The 22,520-nt window shown below is 69.9% G+C and carries 23 protein-coding genes; 8 read left to right on the top strand and 15 right to left on the bottom strand.

Annotated elements, in window-relative coordinates:
* Nucleotides 1–192 precede the first annotated feature (192 nt).
* Nucleotides 193–642 (bottom strand): response regulator, encoded by a 450-nt coding sequence (locus O1Q03_RS33155; protein ID WP_269508949.1) that lies wholly within the window; start codon nucleotides 640–642, stop codon nucleotides 193–195.
* 233 nt (nucleotides 643–875) lie between these two features.
* Between O1Q03_RS33155 and O1Q03_RS33150 the strand changes: the two genes are divergently transcribed.
* Both O1Q03_RS33150 and O1Q03_RS33145 read left to right on the top strand, forming a co-directional pair.
* Nucleotides 876–1,544, top strand: coding sequence for a UdgX family uracil-DNA binding protein (locus O1Q03_RS33150; protein WP_269508947.1), 669 nt, complete (start codon nucleotides 876–878; stop codon nucleotides 1,542–1,544).
* The gene (locus tag O1Q03_RS33145; protein WP_269508945.1) at nucleotides 1,541–2,848 is read left to right on the top strand and encodes an NRAMP family divalent metal transporter; all 1,308 of its coding nucleotides are present in this window, start codon (nucleotides 1,541–1,543) and stop codon (nucleotides 2,846–2,848) included. Before O1Q03_RS33150 ends, O1Q03_RS33145 begins: the two co-directional genes overlap by 4 nt.
* A 124-nt stretch (nucleotides 2,849–2,972) precedes the next feature.
* Here the strand turns inward: O1Q03_RS33145 and O1Q03_RS33140 are convergent, their stop codons facing one another.
* The 7 genes from O1Q03_RS33140 to O1Q03_RS33110 form a co-directional block, all read right to left on the bottom strand.
* Complete coding sequence (locus O1Q03_RS33140) at nucleotides 2,973–3,584, bottom strand: DUF892 family protein (RefSeq protein WP_269508943.1); 612 nt, start codon at nucleotides 3,582–3,584, stop codon at nucleotides 2,973–2,975.
* Nucleotides 3,585–3,643: 59 nt separating this feature from the next.
* On the bottom strand, nucleotides 3,644–4,255 hold the full coding sequence (locus O1Q03_RS33135) for a DUF4142 domain-containing protein (protein WP_269508941.1): 612 nt from the start codon (nucleotides 4,253–4,255) through the stop codon (nucleotides 3,644–3,646).
* A gap of 28 nt (nucleotides 4,256–4,283) precedes the next feature.
* Nucleotides 4,284–5,141, bottom strand: a complete 858-nt coding sequence (locus O1Q03_RS33130) for an SDR family oxidoreductase (protein ID WP_269508939.1) — start codon at nucleotides 5,139–5,141, stop codon at nucleotides 4,284–4,286.
* 148 nt (nucleotides 5,142–5,289) lie between these two features.
* A complete protein-coding gene (locus tag O1Q03_RS33125) occupies nucleotides 5,290–5,856 on the bottom strand; it encodes a hypothetical protein (RefSeq protein WP_269508937.1) in 567 nt (188 codons plus the stop codon).
* Nucleotides 5,857–5,923: 67 nt separating this feature from the next.
* Nucleotides 5,924–6,223 carry a DUF2795 domain-containing protein gene (locus tag O1Q03_RS33120; protein ID WP_269508935.1) on the bottom strand — a complete coding sequence of 100 codons (300 nt, stop codon included), beginning with the start codon at nucleotides 6,221–6,223 and terminating at the stop codon, nucleotides 5,924–5,926.
* A gap of 41 nt (nucleotides 6,224–6,264) precedes the next feature.
* Nucleotides 6,265–7,293 (bottom strand): SDR family oxidoreductase, encoded by a 1,029-nt coding sequence (locus O1Q03_RS33115; protein ID WP_269508933.1) that lies wholly within the window; start codon nucleotides 7,291–7,293, stop codon nucleotides 6,265–6,267.
* Nucleotides 7,294–7,319: 26 nt separating this feature from the next.
* The gene (locus O1Q03_RS33110) at nucleotides 7,320–7,658 is read right to left on the bottom strand and encodes a BON domain-containing protein (protein WP_269509010.1); all 339 of its coding nucleotides are present in this window, start codon (nucleotides 7,656–7,658) and stop codon (nucleotides 7,320–7,322) included.
* Between O1Q03_RS33110 and O1Q03_RS33105 the strand changes: the two genes are divergently transcribed.
* Genes O1Q03_RS33105 through O1Q03_RS33095 form a run of 3 tightly spaced genes read left to right on the top strand, consistent with a single transcriptional unit; the run spans nucleotide 7,561 to nucleotide 10,329 of the window.
* Entirely contained in the window at nucleotides 7,561–7,992 is a 432-nt protein-coding gene (locus O1Q03_RS33105) for a hypothetical protein (RefSeq protein WP_269509016.1), read from the top strand. The genes O1Q03_RS33110 and O1Q03_RS33105 overlap by 98 nt on opposite strands.
* Nucleotides 7,967–9,283: a glycosyltransferase family 4 protein gene (locus O1Q03_RS33100; RefSeq protein ID WP_269508931.1), complete on the top strand. Its 1,317-nt coding sequence runs from the start codon at nucleotides 7,967–7,969 to the stop codon at nucleotides 9,281–9,283. Before O1Q03_RS33105 ends, O1Q03_RS33100 begins: the two co-directional genes overlap by 26 nt.
* On the top strand, nucleotides 9,283–10,329 hold the full coding sequence (locus tag O1Q03_RS33095) for a UDP-glucuronic acid decarboxylase family protein (RefSeq protein WP_269509008.1): 1,047 nt from the start codon (nucleotides 9,283–9,285) through the stop codon (nucleotides 10,327–10,329). The genes O1Q03_RS33100 and O1Q03_RS33095 overlap by 1 nt, the downstream gene beginning before the upstream one ends.
* A 33-nt stretch (nucleotides 10,330–10,362) precedes the next feature.
* On the opposite strand, the gene O1Q03_RS33090 is transcribed toward O1Q03_RS33095, so the two are convergent.
* The gene (locus O1Q03_RS33090) at nucleotides 10,363–12,666 is read right to left on the bottom strand and encodes a hybrid sensor histidine kinase/response regulator (RefSeq protein WP_269508929.1); all 2,304 of its coding nucleotides are present in this window, start codon (nucleotides 12,664–12,666) and stop codon (nucleotides 10,363–10,365) included.
* 118 nt (nucleotides 12,667–12,784) lie between these two features.
* Between O1Q03_RS33090 and O1Q03_RS33085 the strand changes: the two genes are divergently transcribed.
* Nucleotides 12,785–13,480: a PIG-L deacetylase family protein gene (locus tag O1Q03_RS33085; protein ID WP_269508927.1), complete on the top strand. Its 696-nt coding sequence runs from the start codon at nucleotides 12,785–12,787 to the stop codon at nucleotides 13,478–13,480.
* The gene (locus tag O1Q03_RS33080; protein WP_269508925.1) at nucleotides 13,459–14,382 is read left to right on the top strand and encodes a glycosyltransferase family 2 protein; all 924 of its coding nucleotides are present in this window, start codon (nucleotides 13,459–13,461) and stop codon (nucleotides 14,380–14,382) included. The genes O1Q03_RS33085 and O1Q03_RS33080 overlap by 22 nt, the downstream gene beginning before the upstream one ends.
* A gap of 17 nt (nucleotides 14,383–14,399) precedes the next feature.
* Here O1Q03_RS33080 and O1Q03_RS33075 read toward each other — a convergent pair whose 3' ends face one another.
* The gene (locus tag O1Q03_RS33075) at nucleotides 14,400–15,767 is read right to left on the bottom strand and encodes a sigma-54-dependent transcriptional regulator (RefSeq protein WP_269508923.1); all 1,368 of its coding nucleotides are present in this window, start codon (nucleotides 15,765–15,767) and stop codon (nucleotides 14,400–14,402) included.
* 351 nt (nucleotides 15,768–16,118) lie between these two features.
* Between O1Q03_RS33075 and O1Q03_RS33070 the strand changes: the two genes are divergently transcribed.
* Complete coding sequence (locus O1Q03_RS33070; protein ID WP_269508921.1) at nucleotides 16,119–17,180, top strand: sigma-54 interaction domain-containing protein; 1,062 nt, start codon at nucleotides 16,119–16,121, stop codon at nucleotides 17,178–17,180.
* Between the two features lie 34 nt (nucleotides 17,181–17,214).
* Here O1Q03_RS33070 and O1Q03_RS33065 read toward each other — a convergent pair whose 3' ends face one another.
* The 5 genes from O1Q03_RS33065 to O1Q03_RS33045 form a co-directional block, all read right to left on the bottom strand.
* The gene (locus O1Q03_RS33065; protein ID WP_269508919.1) at nucleotides 17,215–18,165 is read right to left on the bottom strand and encodes a glycosyltransferase; all 951 of its coding nucleotides are present in this window, start codon (nucleotides 18,163–18,165) and stop codon (nucleotides 17,215–17,217) included.
* A complete protein-coding gene (locus tag O1Q03_RS33060) occupies nucleotides 18,155–19,231 on the bottom strand; it encodes a glycosyltransferase family 9 protein (RefSeq protein ID WP_269508917.1) in 1,077 nt (358 codons plus the stop codon). The genes O1Q03_RS33065 and O1Q03_RS33060 overlap by 11 nt, the downstream gene beginning before the upstream one ends.
* Complete coding sequence (locus tag O1Q03_RS33055) at nucleotides 19,228–20,229, bottom strand: glycosyltransferase family 2 protein (RefSeq protein WP_269508915.1); 1,002 nt, start codon at nucleotides 20,227–20,229, stop codon at nucleotides 19,228–19,230. Before O1Q03_RS33055 ends, O1Q03_RS33060 begins: the two co-directional genes overlap by 4 nt.
* Nucleotides 20,226–21,971, bottom strand: coding sequence for a carbamoyltransferase family protein (locus O1Q03_RS33050; RefSeq protein WP_269508913.1), 1,746 nt, complete (start codon nucleotides 21,969–21,971; stop codon nucleotides 20,226–20,228). The genes O1Q03_RS33055 and O1Q03_RS33050 overlap by 4 nt, the downstream gene beginning before the upstream one ends.
* A 3-nt stretch (nucleotides 21,972–21,974) precedes the next feature.
* Nucleotides 21,975–22,520, bottom strand: a 546-nt coding sequence (locus O1Q03_RS33045; RefSeq protein WP_269508911.1) for a glycosyltransferase family 9 protein, incomplete at its 5' end; no start/stop codon positions are given.

Raw genomic sequence — 22,520 nt, 5'->3', positions numbered from 1 at the left:
CGGCTACGCGCGATGCCGCAGCGCGTCGTCGCCGGCGCACTCGCGTTCGCTGCGGGGCGCTGCGCCGGACCGCGTACGCTGCGCGCCTGAACGCCTGAACGTGCCTGAACCCGCCTGAACGCCTGAACCCGCCCGAACCCCGCGCCCGCCGCCGTTTTACAACGCCCGTGTAATGGCCCTGCCGGCCGCGCATCAACGCCAGCCGTCGCTCGCGGATTCCAGATAACGCAGCAACCGGTGCGGCGTCAGCGGCTTCGCGCAGTGCGCGTCGAAGCCCGCCTCCCGCGCACGTTCGCGATCGCGCTGCGACGCGAACGCGCTGCACGCGACCAGCAGCATGTCGCCGGTGCGCGGGTCGCCGCGCAGGCGCGTCGCGAGCTGCAACCCGTCCAGGCCCGGCATCGCGATGTCCAGCACGATCGCGAACGGCTGCCAGTCGCGCGCGAGATCGCAGACCGAAAACGGATCGTCCGCGACGCGGCACTCGAAGCCGCGCGCCTCGAGCAGCAACTGCAGCGCGTCGGCCGCGTCGCGATAGTCGTCGACAACCAGCACGCGGCGCGGGCGCGGCGGCACGCTATCGGGCGAACGCCACAGCAGCACGTCGTCGGCGGACGGATCGTCGCCGGGGTGGATTTGCATCGCCTTCTCCCTGTGATCGGATGCGGCCCCGGCGCAAGCTGCGCGCCCATAGCGACTGCATCCGGCATGCCGGTTGCTGCACGTCGGGATCATCGACCACGGGAGCCGCAGATGCGCGTGATGCCGTCATTCGGGGCCGCCACGGCCTTCGGTTCGCGTGCCGTCGCCAGGCCGGCACGCGACGCTGCGCGGGCGCGTCCGCGCCGCGGCCCGGCCCGCACCGGGAGCGCCGGATGACCACCAAACCGGCCGCGAAAACCGCCGAGGCGGGCGACGACGTCGCCCCGAAAACGCTCGACGCATGCCGCCGCTGCACGCTGTGGGAGCACGCGACGCAGGCGGTGCCGGGCGCCGGCCCCGTCGATGCGCGGATCGTGCTGGTCGGCGAGCAGCCGGGCGACCAGGAAGACCGCGCGGGCGTGCCGTTCGTCGGCGCGGCGGGCCACGTGCTCGATCGCGCGCTCGGTGACGCCGGGATCGAACGCGCGAGCGTCTACCTGACCAACGCGGTCAAGCACTTCAAATGGGAACCGCGCGGCAAGCGGCGGCTGCACAAGACGCCCGCGCAACGCGAGGTCGCCGCGTGCCGCTACTGGCTCGAGCGTGAGCTCGATGCGCTCGGCCCGCGCGTGATCGTCGCGCTCGGCGCGACGGCGCTGCGCGCGGTGCTGCACGACAACGCCGCGACGCTCGAGCGCACGCCCACGCCGGTGCGCTCGCCCGAAGGCTGCCTGGTCGTCGCGACCTATCACCCGTCGTACGTGCTGCGCACGCGCGGCGCGGATTCGCGCGAACGCGCGTACCGGACGCTCGTCGATGCGCTGCGCACCGCGGCGCGCCTCGCACGCGGCCACGACGACGCGCGCGACGGGCCGCAAGCGGCACGAGGAGACGCCGAATGAGCGACCTGCGCGGCGACGACGCGCGGCCCGAGCCGGCGCCGAGCCCGGCCGCCGCGAAGCCGTGGTACCGGCGCCTCGGCCCCGGCCTGCTCGCGGGCGCCTCCGACGCCGATCCGAGCAACGTCGCGGTATACGCGCAGGCCGGCAGCCAGTTCGGTTTCCACATGCTGTGGATGATCGTCGTCACGCTGCCGATGATGGTGGTCGTGCAGCTCGCGTCGGCATTCGTGGGCCGCAGCAATCGCAAAGGTCTGATCGCGGGGATCCGCGAGCACTTCTCCGACACGCTCGCCAAGGCGCTGGTCGCCATGGTCGTGATCGTCAACGTCGTGAACGTCGGCGCGGATCTCGCCGCGATGGGCGACGCGACCGCGCTCGTCGCCGGCGGCCGCAGCTACTGGTATGCGCCGGTCTACGGGCTCGCGTCGCTCGCGCTGCAGGTGCTGATGTCCTACGAACGCTACGCGCGCTGGCTCAAATGGATGACGCTCGGCCTGCTCGCGTACGTGATCGAACTCGCGTTCGTCCACGTCGACTGGGGCAGCCTGCTGCATGCGCTCGTGCTGCCGCACATCGCGTTCACGCACGACTATGCGACGACGGCGGTCGCCGTGCTCGGCACGACACTGAGCCCGTACCTGTTCGTGTGGCAGGCGGCGCTCGAGGTCGAGGAGACGCAGGCCGAGCGCCGCAACGGCGAGGCGGCATGCGCGCCGGGCGCGCGCCGCGAGACCGAGCGGCGCATCACGATCGATACGTGGACCGGGATGATCGTGACCAATGCGGTGTCGTTCTGCATCATGGTGATCGGCGCGGCGGTGTTCTTCACGCACGGCAAGCATGACATCGGCTCGACCGCGCAGGCAGCCGAAGCGCTGCGGCCGATCGCCGGCGAAGCGGCGTTTCTCGTGTTCGCGTTCGGCATCGTCGGCTGCGGGCTGCTCGCCATTCCTGCATTCGCCGGCAGCGCCGCGTATGGCTGTGCCGAAGCGTGGCGGTTCCGCGAAGGGCTGAACGAGCCGGTACGGCGCGCGCCCGGGTTCTATACGGTCCTCGCGCTGTGCGTGATCGTCGGCATCGCGATCTGCTTCAGCCCGATCAATCCGATCAAGGCGCTGTACTGGAGCGCCGTGCTCAACGGCATCGCCGCAGTGCCGATGCTCGGGCTCGTGATGCTGCTGGCGCAGCGCCGCGATGCCGAGGGGCAGCCGGGCACCGGCTTCGTGTCGAAGTGCTTCGGATGGCTGGCGGTCGTGCTGATGGCGGCGTCGGTGATCGTGATGGCCGCGGATTTGCTGAGCTGACGAGGCGCGTCGCAACTGGTTGCGTACGCAACCGATATGAAAATCGACGAAACGGAAGGCGGAAAGCCGGGCCGCCGCGCAAGCGCCACGGCCCGGCCGAGGGCAGGTGAAGCCAGGTGTGTCGTTACATCATCTTGCCGCGCGACTTTTCGGCGCGCGCCGCATCCGCGGCCGATTCGACCTTCTTCACTTCTTCCGGCGGCGGCAGCACCGCCTTGAAGCCCATCGACTGGATCCACATTTCACGCGCCCAGCCGCGGGTGTGATACAGGTGATGATCTTCATCGGCCTCGACTTCGTCGTGCGCGGCCTTCAGCGCCTTCGCCGCGTCGCCGTCGGGCAACTGGTCGGCCGCGTAGCCGATCAGCTCCCAGTTCAGGTGATCCTTGGTCTCGGCGAGCACCACGCACTCGGCCGCGACGACCTGCGCGACGGCCGGATCGGCCTGCTTCTTCGCCTGCTCGATCACCTGCACCAGCGACTTGCCGGTAGCTTCGACCGCGCTACGGCCCGGCGACTTCGTATTCGGATCGAGGCCGAGCTTCTTGAACACCTGTTGCAGCACTTCCTGGTGGTGCAGCGTCTCGCGATGGTACTTCTCCCATTCCTTGTGCAGGTCCTCGTCGGTCGCGCACTGGATCGCGGCCTCGTAGATCTTCGCGCCGCCAAGCTCGGTCTCGTAAGCCTGGCAGAGCAGTTCGAGGATGCCTTCGTGCTTCGATTGCCGTTGGGCCATGACTGCTTCTCCGAAAAAGCGGGCCGCACGCGCGGCCCTGGGGGTGAACCGGGCGCGCGTTATTGCGCACCCACCTTGCGTTCGGCCTGCTGCGCCATGCTCAGGTGATGCTTGAGCGTCGGCAGCGTGGATTTGGCGAACGCGCGCAGCTGCGCGTCCTGGCCATCGCGCGCCTCGCCTTCGAACAGCGCGATCGCCTTCTTGTGCGCATCGGGGCCGGCCGCCGCGAGATACGCGACGTCGAAGTCGTGGCCCGACTTGCCGCGCAGCGCCTCGACGTCCGGGTCCTTGATCTGGTCGGCCTGCGGCTTCATGCCCTTGGCCGCCGCAATCTCGGTGAGCTTCGCGTTCGCCTTGCCGTGATCGGCGACCATGCGCTTCGCAAATGCACGCACGTCCGGCGACTGCGCCTGCCTCAGCGCGAGCTGGCTGGCCTCCACCTCCGCCTTGCCGGCTATCGCGGCCTTGTCGACGAATTCCGCGTCGCCACCCTGCGGCGCCTTCGCGATGCCCGCGTCGCCGGCGCCCGCGCCCGACGACGGATTGATCACGCCGCTCGGCACATGCGAATTGGATGCCGGCGGCTCGCTCGGCATCTGGGCATGCGCGAGTCCCGACACGGCGAGTACGCCCACGGCAACCGCCGCGATCGTCCAGTTGGGTTGTTTCATGCGCTTTCTCCTTGCATGGGGATGGCCGTCAGCCGCCGACGATCGAGCCGCCGTTCGGATGCAACGTCTGTCCCGTCATGTAGCTCGCGCCTTCCGAGGCGAGCAGCACGTAGCAGCCGATCAGTTCGTCCGGCTGACCGGGGCGCTTGAGCGGCACGTTCGAGCCGAACTTCGACACCTGCTCGGGGCTGAACGTGGACGGGATCAGCGGCGTCCAGATCGGGCCCGGCGCAACGGCGTTCACGCGGATGTCGCGCTCGGCCAGTTCGAGCGACAGCGAGCGCGTGAACGCGACGATCGCGCCCTTGGTCGCCGAGTAGTCGGGCAGCTTCGGATTGCCGTGGTACGCGGTCACCGACGCGGTGTTGACGATGCGGCCGCCCTGCTTCATGTGCGGCAGCGCGGCCTGCGTGCAGAAGAACATCCCGTAGATGTTCGTCCGGAACGTGCGCTCGAGCTGTTCCTCGGTGACGTCCTCGATACCCGACTGCGGATGCTGTTCGCCTGCGTTGTTCACCAGCACGTCGAGCCGGCCGAGCCGATCGACCGTGCGCGCCACCGCGTCGCGCGCCTGCTTGCGATCGCCGACGTCGCACGCGATCGCCTCGCAGCGCCGGCCGACCTGCTCGATCAGGTGCTTGGTGTGCGCGGCATCGTCGGATTCGTTCAGGTAGACGATCGCGACGTCGGCGCCCTCCTTCGCGAAACCGATCGCGACCGCGCGGCCGATCCCGCTGTCGCCGCCCGTCACGAGCGCGACCTTGCCGGACAGCTTGCCGCTGCCGACGTAATCGGCCGCCTCGTCGTGCGGCTTCGGATTCATCTGCTGCTCCCGGCCCGGCTGCTGCGTCTGCTTCTGGGGCGGCGGGGTGTGTGACGTAGTCATGGATTCCTCCTTGAGCGGGTGTCGCGAGTGCAGCGCAAGCGGCGTGCCGCGCGCGGCGCGCCGGCTCGCCCGCGGCCGTGCGCACGGCGCGCGCGCCGTGTTGCAAACGCATGCAGAAAAAGGACGTGGCCGATTCCGCCGCGCGGGCTCAGCGCGGGGTGCCCTGCGTCGTGCCGTCGGGTCGGCGCACCGGGTCGAAGTCGCGCCATTCGCCGTCCTGCCAGTCGCCTTCGACGCGCTCGATCGCCTGCGCGCCAGTGGCACGCAGCACGTCCTCCGCGGCGGCAGCGGTCGTGGCCGTCACGCGCGCGGCGAGGATCACGCCGGTCTCGGTGTGCGCGAGCGTGCCCTTGCCTTCGGCCTGCTCGCCGCGCATCCGGCCGAGCGCGCCGCCGAACGCGCCGAGGTACGCGCCCGCGAGCGCACCGGCGACCGGCACGAACCAGTAGCGCAGCCCGAGCGCATAGACGATCAGCCCGAAGATCACGCCGATCAGCAACCCGCGCAACACGCCGATCACCGCGCCGCGGCCGCCCGGTTTCGCGGCGGTATCGGCGTATACGTCGCCGCCGATCGGAAAGCGCGCGTGCTGGCCGCCGGGGTTCAGGAAAAAGATGGACACGTCGTCCGGCGCGAACGCGCGCTCGTAAAGGCGGCGCGCCCCGCCTTCCGCTTCATCGAACGTCGTGAAGCGGCCTGCGACGATCATCGCCATGCTCATCCTCCTCGTGACGGTAGAGCGCCGCACGCGCGCAGGCGCGTGCGACGCGACGCGGCGGCGCTCACATCAGCCGCCCGAGTTCCTTCGACACCGATGCCGGCGTGCTGTATTCGCGATCGGGTATCTGGCGCAGCATGTCGAGCACGCTCGGGTCCGCATGCGAACGCTCCGCGCACTGGACCACGTCCGCCTTGCTCGCGGGGTAGTCCATCCCCTTGAGCGCCTTCTGCACGTCGACCGGGCTCGGCACCTTGCCGTGCCCTGTCTGGTGGCCGCCCTTGTCGTGATCCTGCTGCGTGCGCTCGCCCTCGTGCGCACGCGAGTGGCTGTGTTCGTGGCCCGTATGTTGTCGGGATGTCATGGAAACCTCCTTCGGATGATGGATGAAATGACGCGCGCCGCTTACACCGGAGTGCGGCGCGCACGCGCGAGCGCGGCGACCACCAGCGCCGCCGCGCCGAGCGCGACCGCGCCGGCGACCTTCGGCCGCTGCACCACCGCGTTGTAGGCACAGGCGCGCAGCACCGGCCCTTCCATGCCCTCGCGCTCGTGCAGCGCGTGGCGCGATTCGTACAGCGCGTTGTCGTCGCGCGGCCGTGCGGGCCGCACCGTGCGCTGGCCGCGCGAGAACAGCGTGGCCGCCAAGCGATCGAACAGCCGCGGCGCGTGGTACGCGCTCGCCGACGTGAACTTCGCGGCGCCGCCGACGAACAGCGTGCGGCGCGGATGCGCGGCCGCGAACAGGATCGCGTCGGCGACGAGATCGGGGTCGTAGATCGGCGGCGCCAGCTTCGCCTCGACGTTCATGTAGTTCTTCGCGTGCATCACGAACATCGTGTCGATCGCGGCCGGCTTGATCAGCGTGACGGAGACGGGCAAGCGATCCGACTCCAGCTCGAGCCGAAGCGAATCGGTGAAGCCCTTCACCGCGTGCTTCGATGCGACGTACGCGCTTTGCAGCGGCACGGGCGCATCCGACGCCTCGCTGCCCATGTTGATGATCGCGCCGCCGTGGAAATCGCTCTTGCGCCGGAAATGATCGGACGCGACGAGCGAACCATGCACGACGCCCCAGTAGTTGGTATCGAACAGCCGGCGCTGGTCCTCGAGCGGCACGGTGGCCGCCGTGCCGAAGATCGACACGCCCGCGTTGTTGACCCACGTATCGAAGCCGCCGTAGGTTTCGACCGCTTGCGCGGCCGCGCGCTGCAGATCCTCGACGTTGCCGACGTCGCCGGCCACCGCCACCGCGAGGCCGCCGTGCTGGCGAATTTCGTCGCACAGCGTGTTGAGCGCCTCCTGGTTGCGCGCGAACAGCACCAGCTTCGCGCCGCGCCGTGCCGCCTTGCGCGCGGTGACGAGGCCGATACCGCTCGTGGCGCCCGTGATCACGATCGTCTGCTCGCCGACCGGTTTGAGCATGCAGTTCATCACTGGACTCCTGTCAGGGGGCGTCGTTATTTGGGCCGAATGGTCAGTTGGTTGCGCACGTCCTGCACGCCGTCGATCTGCTTGACCACGCTGACCGCCTGCGCGCGCTGCTGGTCGTCGGGCACGCTGCCGGTGAGCGTCACGATGCCGCGACGGGTCTTCACGTGAATGTCGCCGGCCGACAGGCCGCTCGTGCCGACCAGTTCGGCCTTCGCCTTGGTCGTGATGGTCGCGTCGTGAATCTTCGTGCCGGTACTCGAATGCGACATGGATGACGATGACGAGGCCGCGTCGTCGTCGCCGGCGGCGAACACGTTCGGCGCGGCCGCCGTGCAGGCGGCTACCGCGGCGATCGCCAGCGCCATGCCGACGCGCTTCGCGGGACGACGACGAAATCGCGGAGAGCGGGCTTGCAGCGGGAATACCTTCATCGTGACCTCCTTTGATGAAGCCGGCAGCGCCGGCGGACACCCCGCTGGCGCAAGTCGCGTGCCGCGCACTGTCCGCCGCACGGGCCTCCGGCGGCCCGATCAGACGCCCTTTCATCCAACGCGTTGTAATTTTTTCGGCGCATCGAGCGGCCGATTCACCCGCAAAACGCCGGGCATGGCGATTGCCGAGGGAGTGCGCAACGGGGCCCATCGGCGCGGCCTCCGACATCGGGAGCAACACCATGCAAAGAATCGCGTTGATCAGTGAACATGCGTCACCGCTGGGGGTGATCGGCGGCGTGGATGCAGGCGGCCAGAACATCTACGTCGCGAACGTCGCGAAGCAACTGGCCGAGCGCGGCCTCGACGTGGACGTCTATACGCGCTGCGACAATGCACACCTGCCGGAAGTCGTGCAGATCGGCGCGCGCATGCGCGTGATCCACGTGCCGGCCGGCCCCGCCACGGACGTGCCGAAGGAACAGCTGCTCCCGTACATGGGCGCGTTCGCCGACTACATGATCGCGCGCATGCGCCGCGAGCCGGATCCGGTCGACGTGATGCACGCGAACTTCTTCATGTCGGGAGAAGCCGGGCTGCGCGTGAAAAGGCGCCTCGGCATTCCGCTCGTCACGACGTTTCATGCGCTCGGCCGCGTGCGCCGCCTGCACCAGGGCGCGGCCGACGGCTTTCCGGACGCGCGCTTCGCGATCGAGGATACGCTCGCGCGCCGCTCCGACCGGCTGATCGCCGAATGTCCGCAGGACGCGCTCGACCTGACGACGCACTATCGCGCGGACGCCGCGCGCATCGAGATCGTGCCGTGCGGTTTCGACGCGCGCGAATTCCGCCCGGTGCCGCGCGCGGATGCACGCGCGCGGCTCGGCTGGGCGCGGAATGCATTCGTCGTACTGCAGCTCGGCCGCCTCGTGCCGCGCAAAGGGGTCGACACCGTGATCGACGCGCTCGCACGGATGCCGCGCGACCCGCAACGGCCGACGCAGCTCTACATCGTCGGCGGCAGCCAGGCGGAACCCGACCCCGCGCGCGATCCGGAGCTCGCGCGGCTCGCCGGGCTCGCGCACGACGCAGGCATCGCCGATCGCGTGATCTTCGTCGGCCGGCGCGACCGCGACGCGCTGCACCTGTACTACAGCGCGGCCGACGTGTTCGTGACGACGCCGTGGTACGAGCCGTTCGGCATCACGCCGGTCGAGGCGATGGCGTGCGCGGCGCCCGTGATCGGCAGCAACGTGGGCGGCATCCGCACCACGGTGGACGACGGCACCACCGGCTTTCTCGTGCCGCCGCGGGATCCGGCCGCGCTCGCCGCGCGGCTCATACAGTTGCGCGCGCAACCAGATCTGTGCGATGCGCTCGGCCGCGCCGGCTATCTGCGCGCACACCGCCTCTATACGTGGCGCGGCGTCGCTGATCGCCTCGTCGAGATCTACCGCGACGTCGCGCATCCGCAGCGCGCCGGCACCGCGGCGAGCGCGCGCCGCACGCCGGTGGCGACCACGCCGGGCGTCCTCGCGCACCGCAAGGAGAATGCATGATGAAGGGCTACGATCGCAAACGGGTGCTCGTCACCGGTGGCGCCGGTTTCCTCGGTTCGCACCTGTGCGAACGCCTCGTGACGGCCGGGCACGACGTGCTGTGCGTCGACAACTTCTACACGGGCACGAAGGACAACATCGCGCACCTGCTCGATGCGCCGAACTTCGAGCTGATGCGGCACGACGTGACGTTTCCGCTGTACGTCGAGGTCGACGAGATCTACAACCTCGCGTGCCCCGCGTCGCCCGTGCACTACCAGCGCGACCCGGTGCAGACCACCAAGACCAGCGTGCACGGCGCGATCAACCTGCTCGGCCTCGCGAAGCGCGTGAAGGCGCGTATCCTGCAGGCGTCCACGAGCGAGGTGTACGGCGACCCCGACGTGCATCCGCAGGACGAGCGCTACTGCGGGCGCGTGAATCCGATCGGCGTGCGCGCATGCTACGACGAAGGCAAGCGCTGCGCGGAAACGCTGTTCATGGACTATCACCGCCAGTACGGCGTCGACGTGCGGATCGCGCGGATCTTCAACACGTACGGGCCGCGCATGCATCCGGCGGACGGTCGCGTCGTGTCGAACTTCATCACGCAGGCGCTCGCCGGCGAGCCGCTGACGGTGTACGGCGACGGCAAGCAGACGCGCTCGTTCTGCTACGTCGACGACATGGTCGACGCGTTGATCCGCCTGATGGACGAACCGGGCGATGCGTGCGAGCCGGTGAATCTCGGCAGCGACGACGAGATCGCGATGATCGATGTCGCGCGCGAAGTCGTGCGCATCGTCGGCACGCCGGTCGCGATCGAGTTCCGGCCGCTGCCCTCGGACGACCCGCGTCAGCGCCGCCCCGACCTCGACGCGGCGCGACGCCGGCTCGACTGGCGCGCGACGACCCCGCTCGCGAGCGGGCTCGCGCATACCGCGCGCTATTTCATCCATCGGCAAGCGATACATCACACGCCGGGCGATCTCGTGCGCAGCACGCAGATCGCATCGCACATGCTCGCGCAGATCAGCACGCAGAACCGGCCGGCCGCCGCGACCTGAGCCGCTGTGACGCGACGGCCGGCGCGCGATGCGTCAGCCGTCGCGCTTCGTCACCTGCGCGATCTTGTGCGCGAGCTCGCGCACGTCGACCGGCTTGCACAGATAGCCGTCGAAGCCGGCGTCGAGCGCGCGGCGCTCGTCGGCGAGGCCCGCATGCGCGGTCACGGCGAGCACGCGCACGGCCGGCGGACTGCCGACGTTCGCGCCGCCGCGCCGCAACGCGTCGAGCAGCCAGAAGCCGTCGCCGTCGGGCATCGCGAGATCGGACAGCACGACGGTCGGCTGCAGATCGGCGACGACCGCGAGCGCCTCGCGCCCGGACGCGGCGATCGCGACGTCGGCGCCCAGCGTCGTCAGCGCGGCGGTCAGGCTCGCGCGCGTGGTCGCGTCGTCGTCGACGATCAGGATGCGCTCCGCATCGAGCGCGAGCGCATCGAGACGGCCGTTCGCCTGCGCGGCGCCCCACGCCATCGCCCCCACCGGCTGCCAGCCGGCCGGCAGCGTGACGGTAAACGTGCTGCCGCGGTTGCGGCCCGCGCTTTCGACGCGCACCTTGCCGCCGTGCAGCTGCGCGATATGCCGGACGATCGACAGCCCGAGGCCCAGCCCGCGCCGCGACGACGCGGGCGAATCGTCCGCGCGGCGGAACATGTCGAACACGTGCGGCACGAATTCCGGCGCGATACCCTGGCCGGTATCCGATACGGTCAGCATCGCATGCGTGGCGTCGCGCGTGAGCGTGACGCTTACCGCCCCGCCGCCCGGCGTGAACTTCAACGCGTTCGACACGAGGTTCGACAGCATCTGGCGCAGCCGCTCGGCGTCGCCCGATACGATGCAGGTCGCCGGCACGCAGTCGTACTCGAGCACGATGCCGGCCGACGACGCGGCCGTCTGGAATGCGGCGGTCGCGTCGGAAAAGAGCCGCGCGACGTCGACCGGCATCGTATCGAGCTGCAGCTTGCCGGTCGCGAGCGACGACGCATCGAGAATGTCGCCGACCATGCGCGTGAGCGAGCGCGCGCTGCGGTCGATCGCGTCGATCGCCTGCTGCTGGAGCGTCAGGTCGCCGGTGTTGCGCAGCACCTCGACCCAGCCGTAGATCACGTTCAGCGGCGTGCGCAATTCGTGCGACACGGTCGCGAGCAGTTCGTCCTTCAGCCGGTTCGACGTATCGGCCTGGTCGGCCTGGTTGCGCGCACCCTGCAGCGAGCGCAGCGTGCGCAGATCGCGGCGGCGCTGCGCGCCGGTATCGCGCAGCGTCAGCGACATCGCGACGCTCGCGCGCGCGGCGCCGCGCACCGGGCATGCCGACACGGTCGCGCGAAACCGCCGGCCGTCGCGCCGCGTACACAGCACGTCGAGCGGGCCGACCGGTTCCTGCATGTCGCTGAACACGTCGGCCAGCGGATTGCGGCGCAACCAGCGCGCGGCGATCAACGTGTCGAACGCGCGCCCGCGTGCGTCGGCCGCGTCGTAGCCGAAGATCCGCTGCGCGGCCGGATTCCAGCTGACGATGCGGCCTGCAGCGTCGACGCCGACGATCGCGTCCGGCGACGTGTCGACGACCGCCCGCTGCAGCCGCGACGCATCGGCGTGCACACGTTCCGCGCCGGCATCGCGCAGCAGCAGCACCGCGCCGTCGACGTTGCCGTCCGCATCGCCGAGCGGCGACGCGGCTTCGACGATCGGCACCGGGTCGCCGCCTTCCCCGTATAGCCAGTGACGGTCGGACGTCGCGCTTTCGCCGGCGAGCGCGCGTTCGAGCGGCGAGCTCGCCACGCGTTGGCCGTCGCGATCGCACACGCGCAGCACGTCGCGCACCGGCCGGCCCGTCGCATCGTCGGCCCGGCAGCCGATCAGCTCGGCGGCCGCCGCGTTCACGTACGTGACACGCCCCTGGGTGTCGGCGGCGATCACGCCGTGCGGCAGCGCCTGCAGCAGCGCGTCGAGCCGCCGTCGCGCGGCGGTCTCGCTGCGGCGCGCGAGGTCGTTGGTGAGCCGCGCGTGACGCAGCATCGACGCGATCGCGCACACCAGCAGCCCGACCAGCACGAACGTGCCGAGCCGCACGATGCGCTCGGGCAGCGCGCCGGTGTACGCCGCCGGATCCGACAGGAACAGCATCCAGACGAGCGCGCCGCTCGCCACGGTCGCCGTCACGCCGAACAGGAACGACGTCGCCCATGCGGCGGCGCCGAGCAGCGGGTAGTACAGGAACAACGGGAGGTTCGTGCCGCCGAACCGGATCACGAGCGCCTGCAGCACGGTGGCGATCGCGACCAGCATGACGGCGGTTGCGTAATTTCCGGCTCGCGGCCGTGCAATTTCAAACATCGGACACGCTCCTGCCGGAAGGCTGGCGGCCGCGCGCCAGGGTTGGACGGGTGGGCACGGCGCGTGCTCGCCGAACCGGATCGCCGGTTCGACCGCTCACCACGGGGACTCTCACGACATGACCGCTCCGACACGCTGGCTCGTCATCTCGCCGCATCTCGACGATGCCGTCTTCAGTTGCGGGCAATTGCTCGCGCAGGCGCCCGGCTCGGTCGTCGTCACCGTGTTCGCGGGCATTCCGCCACGCGACACGGCCGCACCGCCGTGGGATCGCCGCGCGGGATTCCGCACGGCCGACGAGGCGATGCGCGTGCGCCGCGACGAGGATCGCCGCGCGCTTGCGCTGCTCCACGCTCGCCCGGTATGGCTCGACTTCCTCGACGATCAGTACGGCACGCGCGCCGCGTCGCCGGAGATCGCCGCACGCGCGGCCGACACGATCGACGCGCACCCGGCGTTCGGCGTGCTCGCGCCGGCCGGTCTGTTCCATCGCGATCACCTGCAGGTGCAGCAGGCCGTGCTCGCGCTGCTGCGCGACGGCGACGCGTCGCGCACGTGGCGCTTCTACGAGGACGTGCCGTACCGGCGGATCGACGGGCTGATGGCCAGGCGCGTGATCGGCTGGCGCGAGCACGGCTGGATCGGCCATCCGGTTGCCATGCCGGCCGGCAACCGCACCGACGGCGTGCCGCAGAAAGCTGCGGCGGTGGAAGCGTACGCAAGCCAGATTGCGCTGTTGGAACCTCATATGCGCGCCGATCTCCTCGAACCTGAAACGTACTGGCGGCTCGAATGCGACGGCACGTGCGCGTAACGCCGCCGCGCGCACCGCTGCCGCCGCGCGAGCCGCGCGTGACCGCGATCGTGCTGACCTACCGGCGCGCGACGGAACTCGCGCGCACGCTCGCGCGCCTCACCGAATTGCCCGACCGCCCGGCGATCGTGGTCGTCGACAACGCGTCGGACGACGACACCGCCGCGCTCGTGCGCACCCGTTTTCCGCATGTAACGCTCGTGCATGCGCCCGCCAATCTCGGCGCGGCCGGGCGCAACCTGGGGGTGGCCCTCGCGCGCACGCCGCACGTCGCGTTCTGCGACGACGACACATGGTGGGCGCCCGGCTCGCTCGCCGCGGCGGCCAACCTGCTCGACGCGCATCCGCTCGTCGCGGCCGTGACCGCGCGCGTGCTGGTCGGCCCCGAGCAGCGCGAAGACCCGACCTGCCGGCTGATGGCCGACAGCCCGCTCGATGCGCCCGTCGCGCTGCCGGGCCGGCCTATCCTCGGGCTGCTGGCCGGCGCGACGGCGTTCCGGCGCGATGCGTTCCTGAGTGCGGGCGGCTATCACCCGCGCTACTTCCTCGGCGGCGAGGAGGCGCTGCTCGCGCTCGATCTGTGCCGCGCGGGCGCGTGGCTCGTCTATGCACCGCACCTGACGGTTCATCATTACCCTTCGATGCAGCGCGACATCCGGACGCGCATGAGTGTGTCGACGCGCAACGCGGTATGGACCGCGTGGCTCAGATGGCCGGCAAGGGCCGCGCTCGCGCATACGGTGCGCATGCTGCCGCGCCTGTGGCGCGGGCGCGGCGTCGCACGCACGTTCGCCGGCCTGCCGTGGATCCTGCGCGAGCGCCGGCCGATTCCGCCGCACGTCGAACGCATGCGCCGCCGGCTCGACCGCGACGAACGACGCCGCACCGGCTCGCACGCATGAGCGCGGCCGGTGCCGGATCACGAGTCGGGCTTTTCGACTTCGTCTTCCAGTTGTGCGAGCCGGTTGTAGATGGTCTTCAGGCTGACGTCGAGCACTTCGGCCGCCTGCGCCTTCACGCCGCCGCATTGCGCGATCGTGCCGAGGATCAGCTTGCGGTCGACTTCCTCGAGCGGCGTGCCGAACGGCACGGTCACGCGATCTTCATGCGAGTCGACCATGCTCGACAGCTCGTCCATGATCGGCGGCGGCAGCGTGTCGATCACGTCGGCGTCGCTGAAGATGCTCGCGCGCTGCACGAAGTTGCGCAGCTCGCGCACGTTGCCCGGCCACGCGTAGCGCTTCAGCGCTTCGCGGGCAGCCGGCGAGAAGCTCAGGTTACGGCCGCTCTCCTCGTTGTAGCGCTTCAGGAATGCGTCGGCGAGCATCGGGATGTCGTCGCCGCGCTCGCGCAGCGACGGCAGCGGAATCGGGAACACGTTGATCCGGTGAAAGAGGTCGGGGCGCAGCTTGCCGTCCGCCATCGCGGCTTCCGGATCGCGGTTGGTCGCCGCGATGATGCGCACGTCGACATCGATCTCGCGGGTGGAGCCGAGCCGCGTGAGGCGGCCGGTTTCGAGCACGCGCAGCAGCTTGACCTGCGACTCGAGCGGCATCTCGGTGATTTCGTCGAGGAACAGCGTGCCGCCGTCCGCGCGTTCGAAGAAACCCTTATGCTGACGCTCGGCGCCGGTGAAGCTGCCGCGGTCGTGGCCGAACATCTCGCTTTCGACGAGGTTCGCGGCGATCGCGCCACAATTGACCGCGAGGAACGGGCCGCGGCGGCGCAGGCTCAGATCGTGCACCGTTTGCGCGGCGAGCTCCTTGCCGGTGCCCGATTCGCCCGTCAGCAGCACGGACGCCTCGGTGCGCGCGACGCGACCGATCGCGTCGTAGACGGTCTGCATCGCCGGCGAGCTGCCGAGCATCCGGCCGAAGCGCCCGAGGCGCTGCAGTTCCGAACGCAGCTCGGCGATTTCCTCGTGCAGCGCAGTGGTGCGCGGCACGCGCGCGAAGATGCTGTTCAGCCGCTGCATGTTGAGCGGCTTCACCAGGTAATCGGTGGCGCCTCGGCGCAATGCGTCGATCGCGGTTTCGAGGCTCGCGTGACCGGTGGTCAACACCATTTCGCAATGCCCGCGCTTGGGCAATGCGTCAAACAGATCCATGCCGTTGCCGTCCGGCAGCACGAGGTCGCACAGCACGAGATCGGGGGTATTCGTCGTGACGAGCGTGCGCGCTTCTTCTAGCGTCGCGGCCGTGTCGCACGTCAACTGCTGCGCTTGCGCGAGCGTCGCGAGCATCGTGCGTGTATCGGCATCGTCTTCGACGATCAGCACATAAGGCATCGAAGCTCCTTGTAATGCGGCCGGCCCGAGCATCGGCCGGAACCGCGGCGGACATGCCGTGCGGAGCGCCGCGCCGAGGCACTCGGCGAGCGGCCTTCCGCATGGCACACGAACGAGCAGACAAGCTGTTCTGCCATGACAAACGAGTGTCTAGCAGTATAGAAGAAGCGGCTCCCGCAGTCGCGCTCCATCGAATAAATCTATCCGTTCGCGGCGTTCGCATTGCAAGATTCAATGTCTTGCGGCAGCGTTAAACGGTATGCTTTTCCAGTGAAAAACAACGTGTGCCACGTCATTTTTTCACCGTGTCTTCACCGCATTCGGTCATAAATTCCCAAGCTGGTCATATCCATGTCGAAATCCGACGATGATGGCACGCGTCTGTTCGGTCGTTCGCGAACAATGCAGGACTTGTTGCTGAAAATATCGCGCGTCGCCGCGACGGGCGTGAGCGTGCTCGTGGTCGGCGAAAGCGGCGCGGGCAAGGACATCGTCGCGCGGCTCATCCACGACATGAGCCCGCGGCGGCGCGGGCCATTCGTGCCCGTCAACTGCGGCGCGATTCCGAAAGACCTCGCCGAATCGCATCTGTTCGGTCACGAAAAAGGCAGCTTTACCGGCGCCGTTGCACAACACGTGGGCGTGTTCGAAGCCGCGCGCGGCGGCACGCTGTTTCTCGACGAAGTCGCGGAGATGCCCGCGGAGCTTCAGGTGAAACTGCTGCGCACGCTCGAATCGAACACGATCATGCGCGTGGGCGGCTACGAGCCGATTCCGCTCGACGTGCGGATCATCGCGGCCACCCATCACGATCCGGTCGAAGCGGTGCGCAGCGGCCGGCTGCGCGACGATCTTTTCTACCGGATCGCGACGGTCGCGCTGCACGTGCCCGCGCTCAGGCAGCGGGAAGACGACGTCGGCGACATCGCGTTGCAGATCATCGAGCGGCTGAATGCGCGGCACCGCACGCGCAAGCGTCTGTCGACGCAGGCGTTGAAGGCGCTGCGCACGTACTCGTGGCCCGGCAACGTGCGCGAGCTGCGCAACACGCTCGAGCGCGCGTTCATCCTCGCGGACGAACAGATCGAACTGCAGCTGCCGCGCCGGGCGCCGCCGCGTGAAGAAGTGCGCCACAACGCGATGACGCTGCATATCGGCACGACGCTCGCGCATACGCAGCAGCGCTTCATCGTCGCATCGCTGCGACACTTCAACGGCGACAAGCCGCGCACCGCGAAGGCGCTCGGCATCAGCCTGAAGACGCTCTACAACCGGCTCGCGCTGCTGCCCGAGCATGAACGCAACGGCGCGAACGGAACGGCGCCCCCGGCGGCGACGCCGACTGCCACCGGCACGGGCAACACCGGCAGCGCGGCCGGCTCGGCCGCGGCGCCACGCGCACCGGGCCGGTAAATGCGCGATGCACGCGCGGCGGCGTGCGTCGCCGCTACGCCGTCACGTCGCACAGCGCGCGATCCCAGTCGCGCGCGAAACGCTCGATATTGAAGCGCTCGCACGCGTCGCGCTTCGCAGCCTGTCCCCACTCGCGCGCAAGTTCCGGATCGCGGATCAACATGCGCATCGCCTCGATCAGCACGGCCGGCCGCGTGTCGGCCACGCCGTTGTAGCCGCTCCTGACGAGCTGCGCCATCTCCGTCGTCGCGAGCGCGACGATCGGCATGCCGATCATCATCGCCTCGATCACCGCAAGCCCGAGGCTCGTATAACGGATCGGGTTGAAGAAGAACCGGTAGTGCGACAGGAAATGCGGCAACGCCGGATTCGGCACCTCGCCGATCCCGCCGAGTTCGGCCGAGTTCATCCCGACCAGATCGAGCGGCACGCTGCGGCGCATGACGTCGAACAGGTCCGCGCCGAGGCGCCGCCCGCGCCGCGCGAGGTTGTTCACGACCGTCACGCCCTTGGGCAACGTGCCGCGATACTCGACGTTGTCGGGCATCAGCACGCCGTGCTCGATCACACGCGTCGGCGTGATGCCGTTGTCCCACATCAGCGCGTTGAACGGCGTCACGTGCACCAGCAACACGTTCGGGTCCTGCACCGGATGCAGCGTGTCGGTCGGATGCTCGCGCGGCGGATCGTGCTCGACGAACACCGCCGGCAGTGCGCGCTGTGCGTCGCTCAGCAGCCGCAGGCGGTCGTGCTGATAGTGGCTGTGATGCTGGTACAGCACGCAGTCGAACGCCGTGTCGCGCACGCATTCGACGGGCACCTCGTGCACGTTGTCGCCCCACGGCAGGTGCCCCACCCGCCCCGCATAGCCCGGCGGATGCTGCGGTTTCGTCACGATGTAGAAATCGTGCGGCGTCTGCGACAGGTAATACAAATAATTCCCATGTACGTGCCAGGTCAGCACGCGCAACCGCTTACGTGACATGACGTCTCTCCTCCGCGAGCAGTTCGCCCGCCCGTTCCATCACGTCGCCCACGCCGATCGCGGCCGCGCACTCGTGCCCGTACGGGCAGGTGTCGAACATGCACGGCCGGCAGGCCGGGTAGTTCGCGAGCACGCGATGGCGTTCGGTGTCGAGCGGCGCCCAGCGCGCCGTGTCGCTGCCGCATGCGACGACGATGCTCGGCGTGCCGAGCGCCGCCGCGACGTGCGACACGCCCGTGTCGTTGCACAACAGCAGCCGCGCGCGGCCGATCAGCGCGGCCAGCGCGCCGAGCGGCGTGCGGCCGCACAGGTTCACGCACGGCCGCCCGAGATGCTCGGCGAACGCGGCGGCCAGCGGCAGTTCGGCGCGCGTGCCGGTGAGCACGATCTGCCAGCCGTCGTCGGCGAGCTGCCGCGCGGCGCTCGCGAAGCGTTCGACCGGCCAGCGGCGCGACGCCATCCGCGCGCCCGGATGGACGATCACGTAGCGGCCCGGATCGAGCGCATGCTCGTCGCACAGCACGTGCCACAGCGCGTAGTCGAGGCCGCCGAGCGGAAATTCCAGGTAGTCGCCCCAGTCCGGGTAGCCGAGCTTGCGCATCAGCGACAGATACCGCTTGACTTCGGGTTCGTCGTCGCGCCACGTCACCGTGTAGTCGAGCGCGGCCGCGTCGCCGTCGGCCGGCACGAAGCCGGCCGTGCGCGTCGCGCCGAGCGACGCGACGATCGCGTTGGTCTGCACGCCGCTGCCATGCAGCTGGATCGCGAGATCGAAGTCGCGCGCGCGGCATTCCGCGACGAACGCTTCGCGCGCGGCCGTGCCGGCATCCGGCTGTTCGCCGAGGCCCGGCGCGCCGGGAAACGCGATGAAGCCGTCGATGTAATCGGAGAAGCGCGACGCGAATTCGCGCGCCCACGGCAAGCCGATCAGCGTAATGCGCGCATCCGGTTCGCCGCGTCGCAGCGCGCGCAGCGCGGGCACCGCGCACAGCATGTCGCCGAGCTGCAGCGCGCGGAACACCGCGATGCGCGGCGGGCCGGAGGGTGAAACGGGATCGAGCATCATAGGAAGAACACCCGGAAGTGAAGCGCGCCGCGCATGCGCCAGTACAGCGACACGGGCGGAATCGCGATCGACGTGACGATCATCTCGGCGATATGCGATGGCGTGAGCTGCGTGCCGCGCAGCCGCTTCACGCAGAACGCGGCGGTAATCGCCGCCCATGCGGCCGCGCAAACGATTGCCGGCACGTGCCAGCCGGCCGCGACACAGCCGATCGCGCCGAGCGCGGCGAGCACGGCCGCGTAGTAGTTCCACGGCGGCGCCGGCCGGATGTGGCGCCGGTAAGTTGCGCGATGCTTCTTGTACAGCAGCGCGTCGAAATACACCTTCGATTGCTGGCCGATGCTCGCGCCCCAGCGCGCGGGCCGCACCGGATGCACGATCCGCGCGGCGTCGACGCCGACGATCGGCCCCGCATGCTCGCGCAGCGCGAACATCAGGTCGGCATCCTCGCGCCACGCGCGCGTGAAGCGTTCGTCGAAACCGCCGACGCGCTCGAGCGCGGTACGCCGCACGAAGCAGTTCGCGGTCGCGAATTCCGCGTGCGCGAGCCCGGCCGCGTCGCGCTCGTAGTCGGTCGGGCGCGGCCGCAACGGCACGTCGATCCGCCCGGCCGCCGCCGCCGCCGACGGCTCGGCCAGCAGCGCGGCCGCGCCGTGCCGCAGCCAGGTCGGGTCGGGAATCGTGTCGTCGTCGGTGAACGCGATCAGCGCGCCGCGCGCGGTGCGCCAGCCAACGTTGCGCGCGCCGGCCGGCCCCTGCGTATCGGGCGCCGTCATGTAGCGGATCGCCGGCACGTCGGTCACGCGCGCACGGCACGCATCGACGACCGCCCTCGCGCTGCCGGCCCGATCGTCGTCGACGATGACGATCTCGTACGCGGTCGGATCGAACACCTGCATGCACAGCGCGTCGAGGCAGCGCTCGAGCAGGTCGGGGCGCCGGTAGGTCGGCACGACGACCGACACGACCGGCGGCAGTTGCGTGTCGCGCACGTTCATCTCGGCTTCTCCAGCAGGAACGAACCGATCACGAGCGCATCGAGCGGCGACGTCCAGAAGCATTCGATCGCGTCGCGCGGCGAACAGACGATCGGCTCGCCGCGTGTGTTGAACGACGTATTGACGAGCACCGGCACGCCGGTCAGCGCGTCGAACTCGGTCAGCAGCGCATGCAGCAGCGGATGCTGGTGTTCGTCGACGGTCTGCACGCGCGCGGTGCCGTCGATATGGCGCACCGCCGGAATCGTCGCTTCGGCGCCGGGTGCGACGTCGTACACGAACAGCATGAACGGCGCGCGCAGCGGCGTGCGCCGGCCGCCGGTGAACCACTGATGTGCCTTGCTCTCGAGCACGACCGGCGCGACCGGCCGGAAGTCCTCGCGATCCTTGATCCGGTTCAGCTTGCGCTGCATGTCCGGATCGATCGGCGACGCGAGGATCGAGCGCGCGCCGAGCGCGCGCGGCCCGAACTCCATGCGCCCCTGGAACCAGCCGATCACGCGGTTCGCGGCGAGCAGCGCGGCGGTCTGCGCGGCGACGTCCGCGAGCCGCCGGTACGGCAGCTGCGCTTCCTTCAGGAATGCCTCGATCACGTCGTCGCCGTACGACGGCCCGAGATACGCATGGTCCATCCGCCAGTCGCCGCGCGCGCCGCGCATCCGGAAGTCGGTCCATAACGCGGCGCCGAGCGCGGTGCCGGCATCGCCCGCGGCCGGCTGCACCCATACGTCGTCGAACGGGCCGCGATCGCGGATCTTCCCGTTCATCACGCAGTTCAGCGCGACGCCGCCCGCCATCGCGAGCTGCTTCTCGCCGCTCTCCGCGGCGAGCCAGTCGGCTGCCTGCAGCGCCGTCTCCTCGAGCACGAGCTGCAGCGCATGCGCGATGTCGCAGTGATGCGGCTCGATCGGGCCGCCGCGTTCGCGCGCCGGCCCGAACAGCGCGACGAGATCGCCGTCGGCGACCTCGTAGCGCCCTTCGCCGCGATAGTCGACCAGCTTGCGCATCGCGTCGGCGAACACCGGCTTGCCGTACGACGCGAGCGCCATCACCTTGTACTCGTCCGACGAATGCAGGAAGCCGAGGTAGCGCGTCACGCGCTCGTACAGCAGGCCGAGCGAATGCGGCAGGTTGACCTGCCCGAGCCGCCGGTACGACTTGCCGTCGAACACGCCGTAGCTCGTCGTCGCGCGTTCGCCGCGCCCGTCCATCGTCATCACCGCGCAATGGTCGTACGGCGCCGCGAGAAACGCGCTCGCCTCGTGCGCGAGATGGTGCTCGATGAAGTGCCAGCGGAACGGCCCGTCGTGCGCGACGCCGCGAAAACGCCGCTGCAGATGGTGCGGCGCGCCGCCCGCGAGCTGGCGCGGCGCGTTCACGATCGACGACAGGAACAGCGGATGCCACGGCGACGCGCCGTCCGCGCGCGGCGCATGCGCGGACGGCGCGAGCGGCAGCGTCAGCGCGGGCGCGTCGCCCTGACGGTCGAGTTCGAGCCAAGGATCATACGAATACGCGACGTGCTGCACGTCGGCGAGCACGATGCCCGCTTCCGCGAGACAGTAGTCGATCGCGTGGTACGGCAGCTCCCACGTGGAGAACGGCACCGGCCGTTTCGCGTGCTTCACGTGCGTGAAGCGTTCTTCCTCGGCCGCCGCGATCACGACGCCGTCGCGCACGATGCACGCGGCGCTGTCGTGGAACGCGGCGTTGATGCCGAGCGTATGGATGGGTTCGGGCATGCGTCAGCTCCTGTTGATGACGTGCGCGAAGGGAATCACGTTCGATGCGTTGACCGCGACCGGCTCGTCGCGGTGCGCCGCGGCGCGCGCGGCCGCACGCAGTGCATGGCGCTCGCTGCCGCGCAGCAGCGCTTGCGCGGCCGCGACGACGTCATCGGCGCTCACCCCGAGCAGGCACGGATGGCCCGGCTGGTTGCACACGCTGCGGTAACAGTTGCGGCACGGCACATCGACGTTCAACGCGCGGTGCGGCACACGCCACGGCGTGTGCTGCGGATTGGTCAGTGCGTACAGGTCGACGACCGGCGTGCCGAGCGCGGCCGCGAGATGGACGGGCCCGCTGTTGTTCGACAGCAGCAGGTCGGCGGTTTCGATCAGCGCGCCGAGTTCGCCCAGCGGCAGCGTGCCGGCGAGCGGCAGCGCGCGCGGGCCGACGCGCCGGCACACCGCGTCGACCAGCGCCTGCTCGCTCGCGCTGCCGGTCACGGCAATGCCGTCGAACAGCGGCGCGAGCCGCGCGGCCGCGTCGCCGAAGCGCTCGGCCGGCCA

Origin of the sequence: Burkholderia sp. IMCC1007, assembly GCF_027257875.1 — a bacterium.
Lineage (GTDB): Bacteria > Pseudomonadota > Gammaproteobacteria > Burkholderiales > Burkholderiaceae > Burkholderia.
Note: the sequence above shows the minus strand (reverse complement) of the source record. Positions and strands in the feature narration are given on the sequence as shown.

Excerpts from the sequence above, each read along its gene's own strand:
- O1Q03_RS33155 (WP_269508949.1), bottom strand. The coding sequence starts at position 642 with ATGCAAATCCACCCCGGCGACGATCCGTCCGCCGACGACGTGCTGCTG.
- O1Q03_RS33150 (WP_269508947.1), top strand. The coding sequence starts at position 876 with ATGACCACCAAACCGGCCGCGAAAACCGCCGAGGCGGGCGACGACGTC.
- O1Q03_RS33145 (WP_269508945.1), top strand. The coding sequence starts at position 1,541 with ATGAGCGACCTGCGCGGCGACGACGCGCGGCCCGAGCCGGCGCCGAGC.
- O1Q03_RS33140 (WP_269508943.1), bottom strand. The coding sequence starts at position 3,584 with ATGGCCCAACGGCAATCGAAGCACGAAGGCATCCTCGAACTGCTCTGC.
- O1Q03_RS33135 (WP_269508941.1), bottom strand. The coding sequence starts at position 4,255 with ATGAAACAACCCAACTGGACGATCGCGGCGGTTGCCGTGGGCGTACTC.
- O1Q03_RS33130 (WP_269508939.1), bottom strand. The coding sequence starts at position 5,141 with ATGACTACGTCACACACCCCGCCGCCCCAGAAGCAGACGCAGCAGCCG.
- O1Q03_RS33125 (WP_269508937.1), bottom strand. The coding sequence starts at position 5,856 with ATGGCGATGATCGTCGCAGGCCGCTTCACGACGTTCGATGAAGCGGAA.
- O1Q03_RS33120 (WP_269508935.1), bottom strand. The coding sequence starts at position 6,223 with ATGACATCCCGACAACATACGGGCCACGAACACAGCCACTCGCGTGCG.
- O1Q03_RS33115 (WP_269508933.1), bottom strand. The coding sequence starts at position 7,293 with ATGAACTGCATGCTCAAACCGGTCGGCGAGCAGACGATCGTGATCACG.
- O1Q03_RS33105 (WP_269509016.1), top strand. The coding sequence starts at position 7,561 with ATGGATGACGATGACGAGGCCGCGTCGTCGTCGCCGGCGGCGAACACG.
- O1Q03_RS33110 (WP_269509010.1), bottom strand. The coding sequence starts at position 7,658 with ATGGCGCTGGCGATCGCCGCGGTAGCCGCCTGCACGGCGGCCGCGCCG.
- O1Q03_RS33100 (WP_269508931.1), top strand. The coding sequence starts at position 7,967 with ATGCAAAGAATCGCGTTGATCAGTGAACATGCGTCACCGCTGGGGGTG.
- O1Q03_RS33095 (WP_269509008.1), top strand. The coding sequence starts at position 9,283 with ATGAAGGGCTACGATCGCAAACGGGTGCTCGTCACCGGTGGCGCCGGT.
- O1Q03_RS33090 (WP_269508929.1), bottom strand. The coding sequence starts at position 12,666 with ATGTTTGAAATTGCACGGCCGCGAGCCGGAAATTACGCAACCGCCGTC.
- O1Q03_RS33085 (WP_269508927.1), top strand. The coding sequence starts at position 12,785 with ATGACCGCTCCGACACGCTGGCTCGTCATCTCGCCGCATCTCGACGAT.
- O1Q03_RS33080 (WP_269508925.1), top strand. The coding sequence starts at position 13,459 with ATGCGACGGCACGTGCGCGTAACGCCGCCGCGCGCACCGCTGCCGCCG.
- O1Q03_RS33075 (WP_269508923.1), bottom strand. The coding sequence starts at position 15,767 with ATGCCTTATGTGCTGATCGTCGAAGACGATGCCGATACACGCACGATG.
- O1Q03_RS33070 (WP_269508921.1), top strand. The coding sequence starts at position 16,119 with ATGTCGAAATCCGACGATGATGGCACGCGTCTGTTCGGTCGTTCGCGA.
- O1Q03_RS33065 (WP_269508919.1), bottom strand. The coding sequence starts at position 18,165 with ATGTCACGTAAGCGGTTGCGCGTGCTGACCTGGCACGTACATGGGAAT.
- O1Q03_RS33060 (WP_269508917.1), bottom strand. The coding sequence starts at position 19,231 with ATGATGCTCGATCCCGTTTCACCCTCCGGCCCGCCGCGCATCGCGGTG.
- O1Q03_RS33055 (WP_269508915.1), bottom strand. The coding sequence starts at position 20,229 with ATGAACGTGCGCGACACGCAACTGCCGCCGGTCGTGTCGGTCGTCGTG.
- O1Q03_RS33050 (WP_269508913.1), bottom strand. The coding sequence starts at position 21,971 with ATGCCCGAACCCATCCATACGCTCGGCATCAACGCCGCGTTCCACGAC.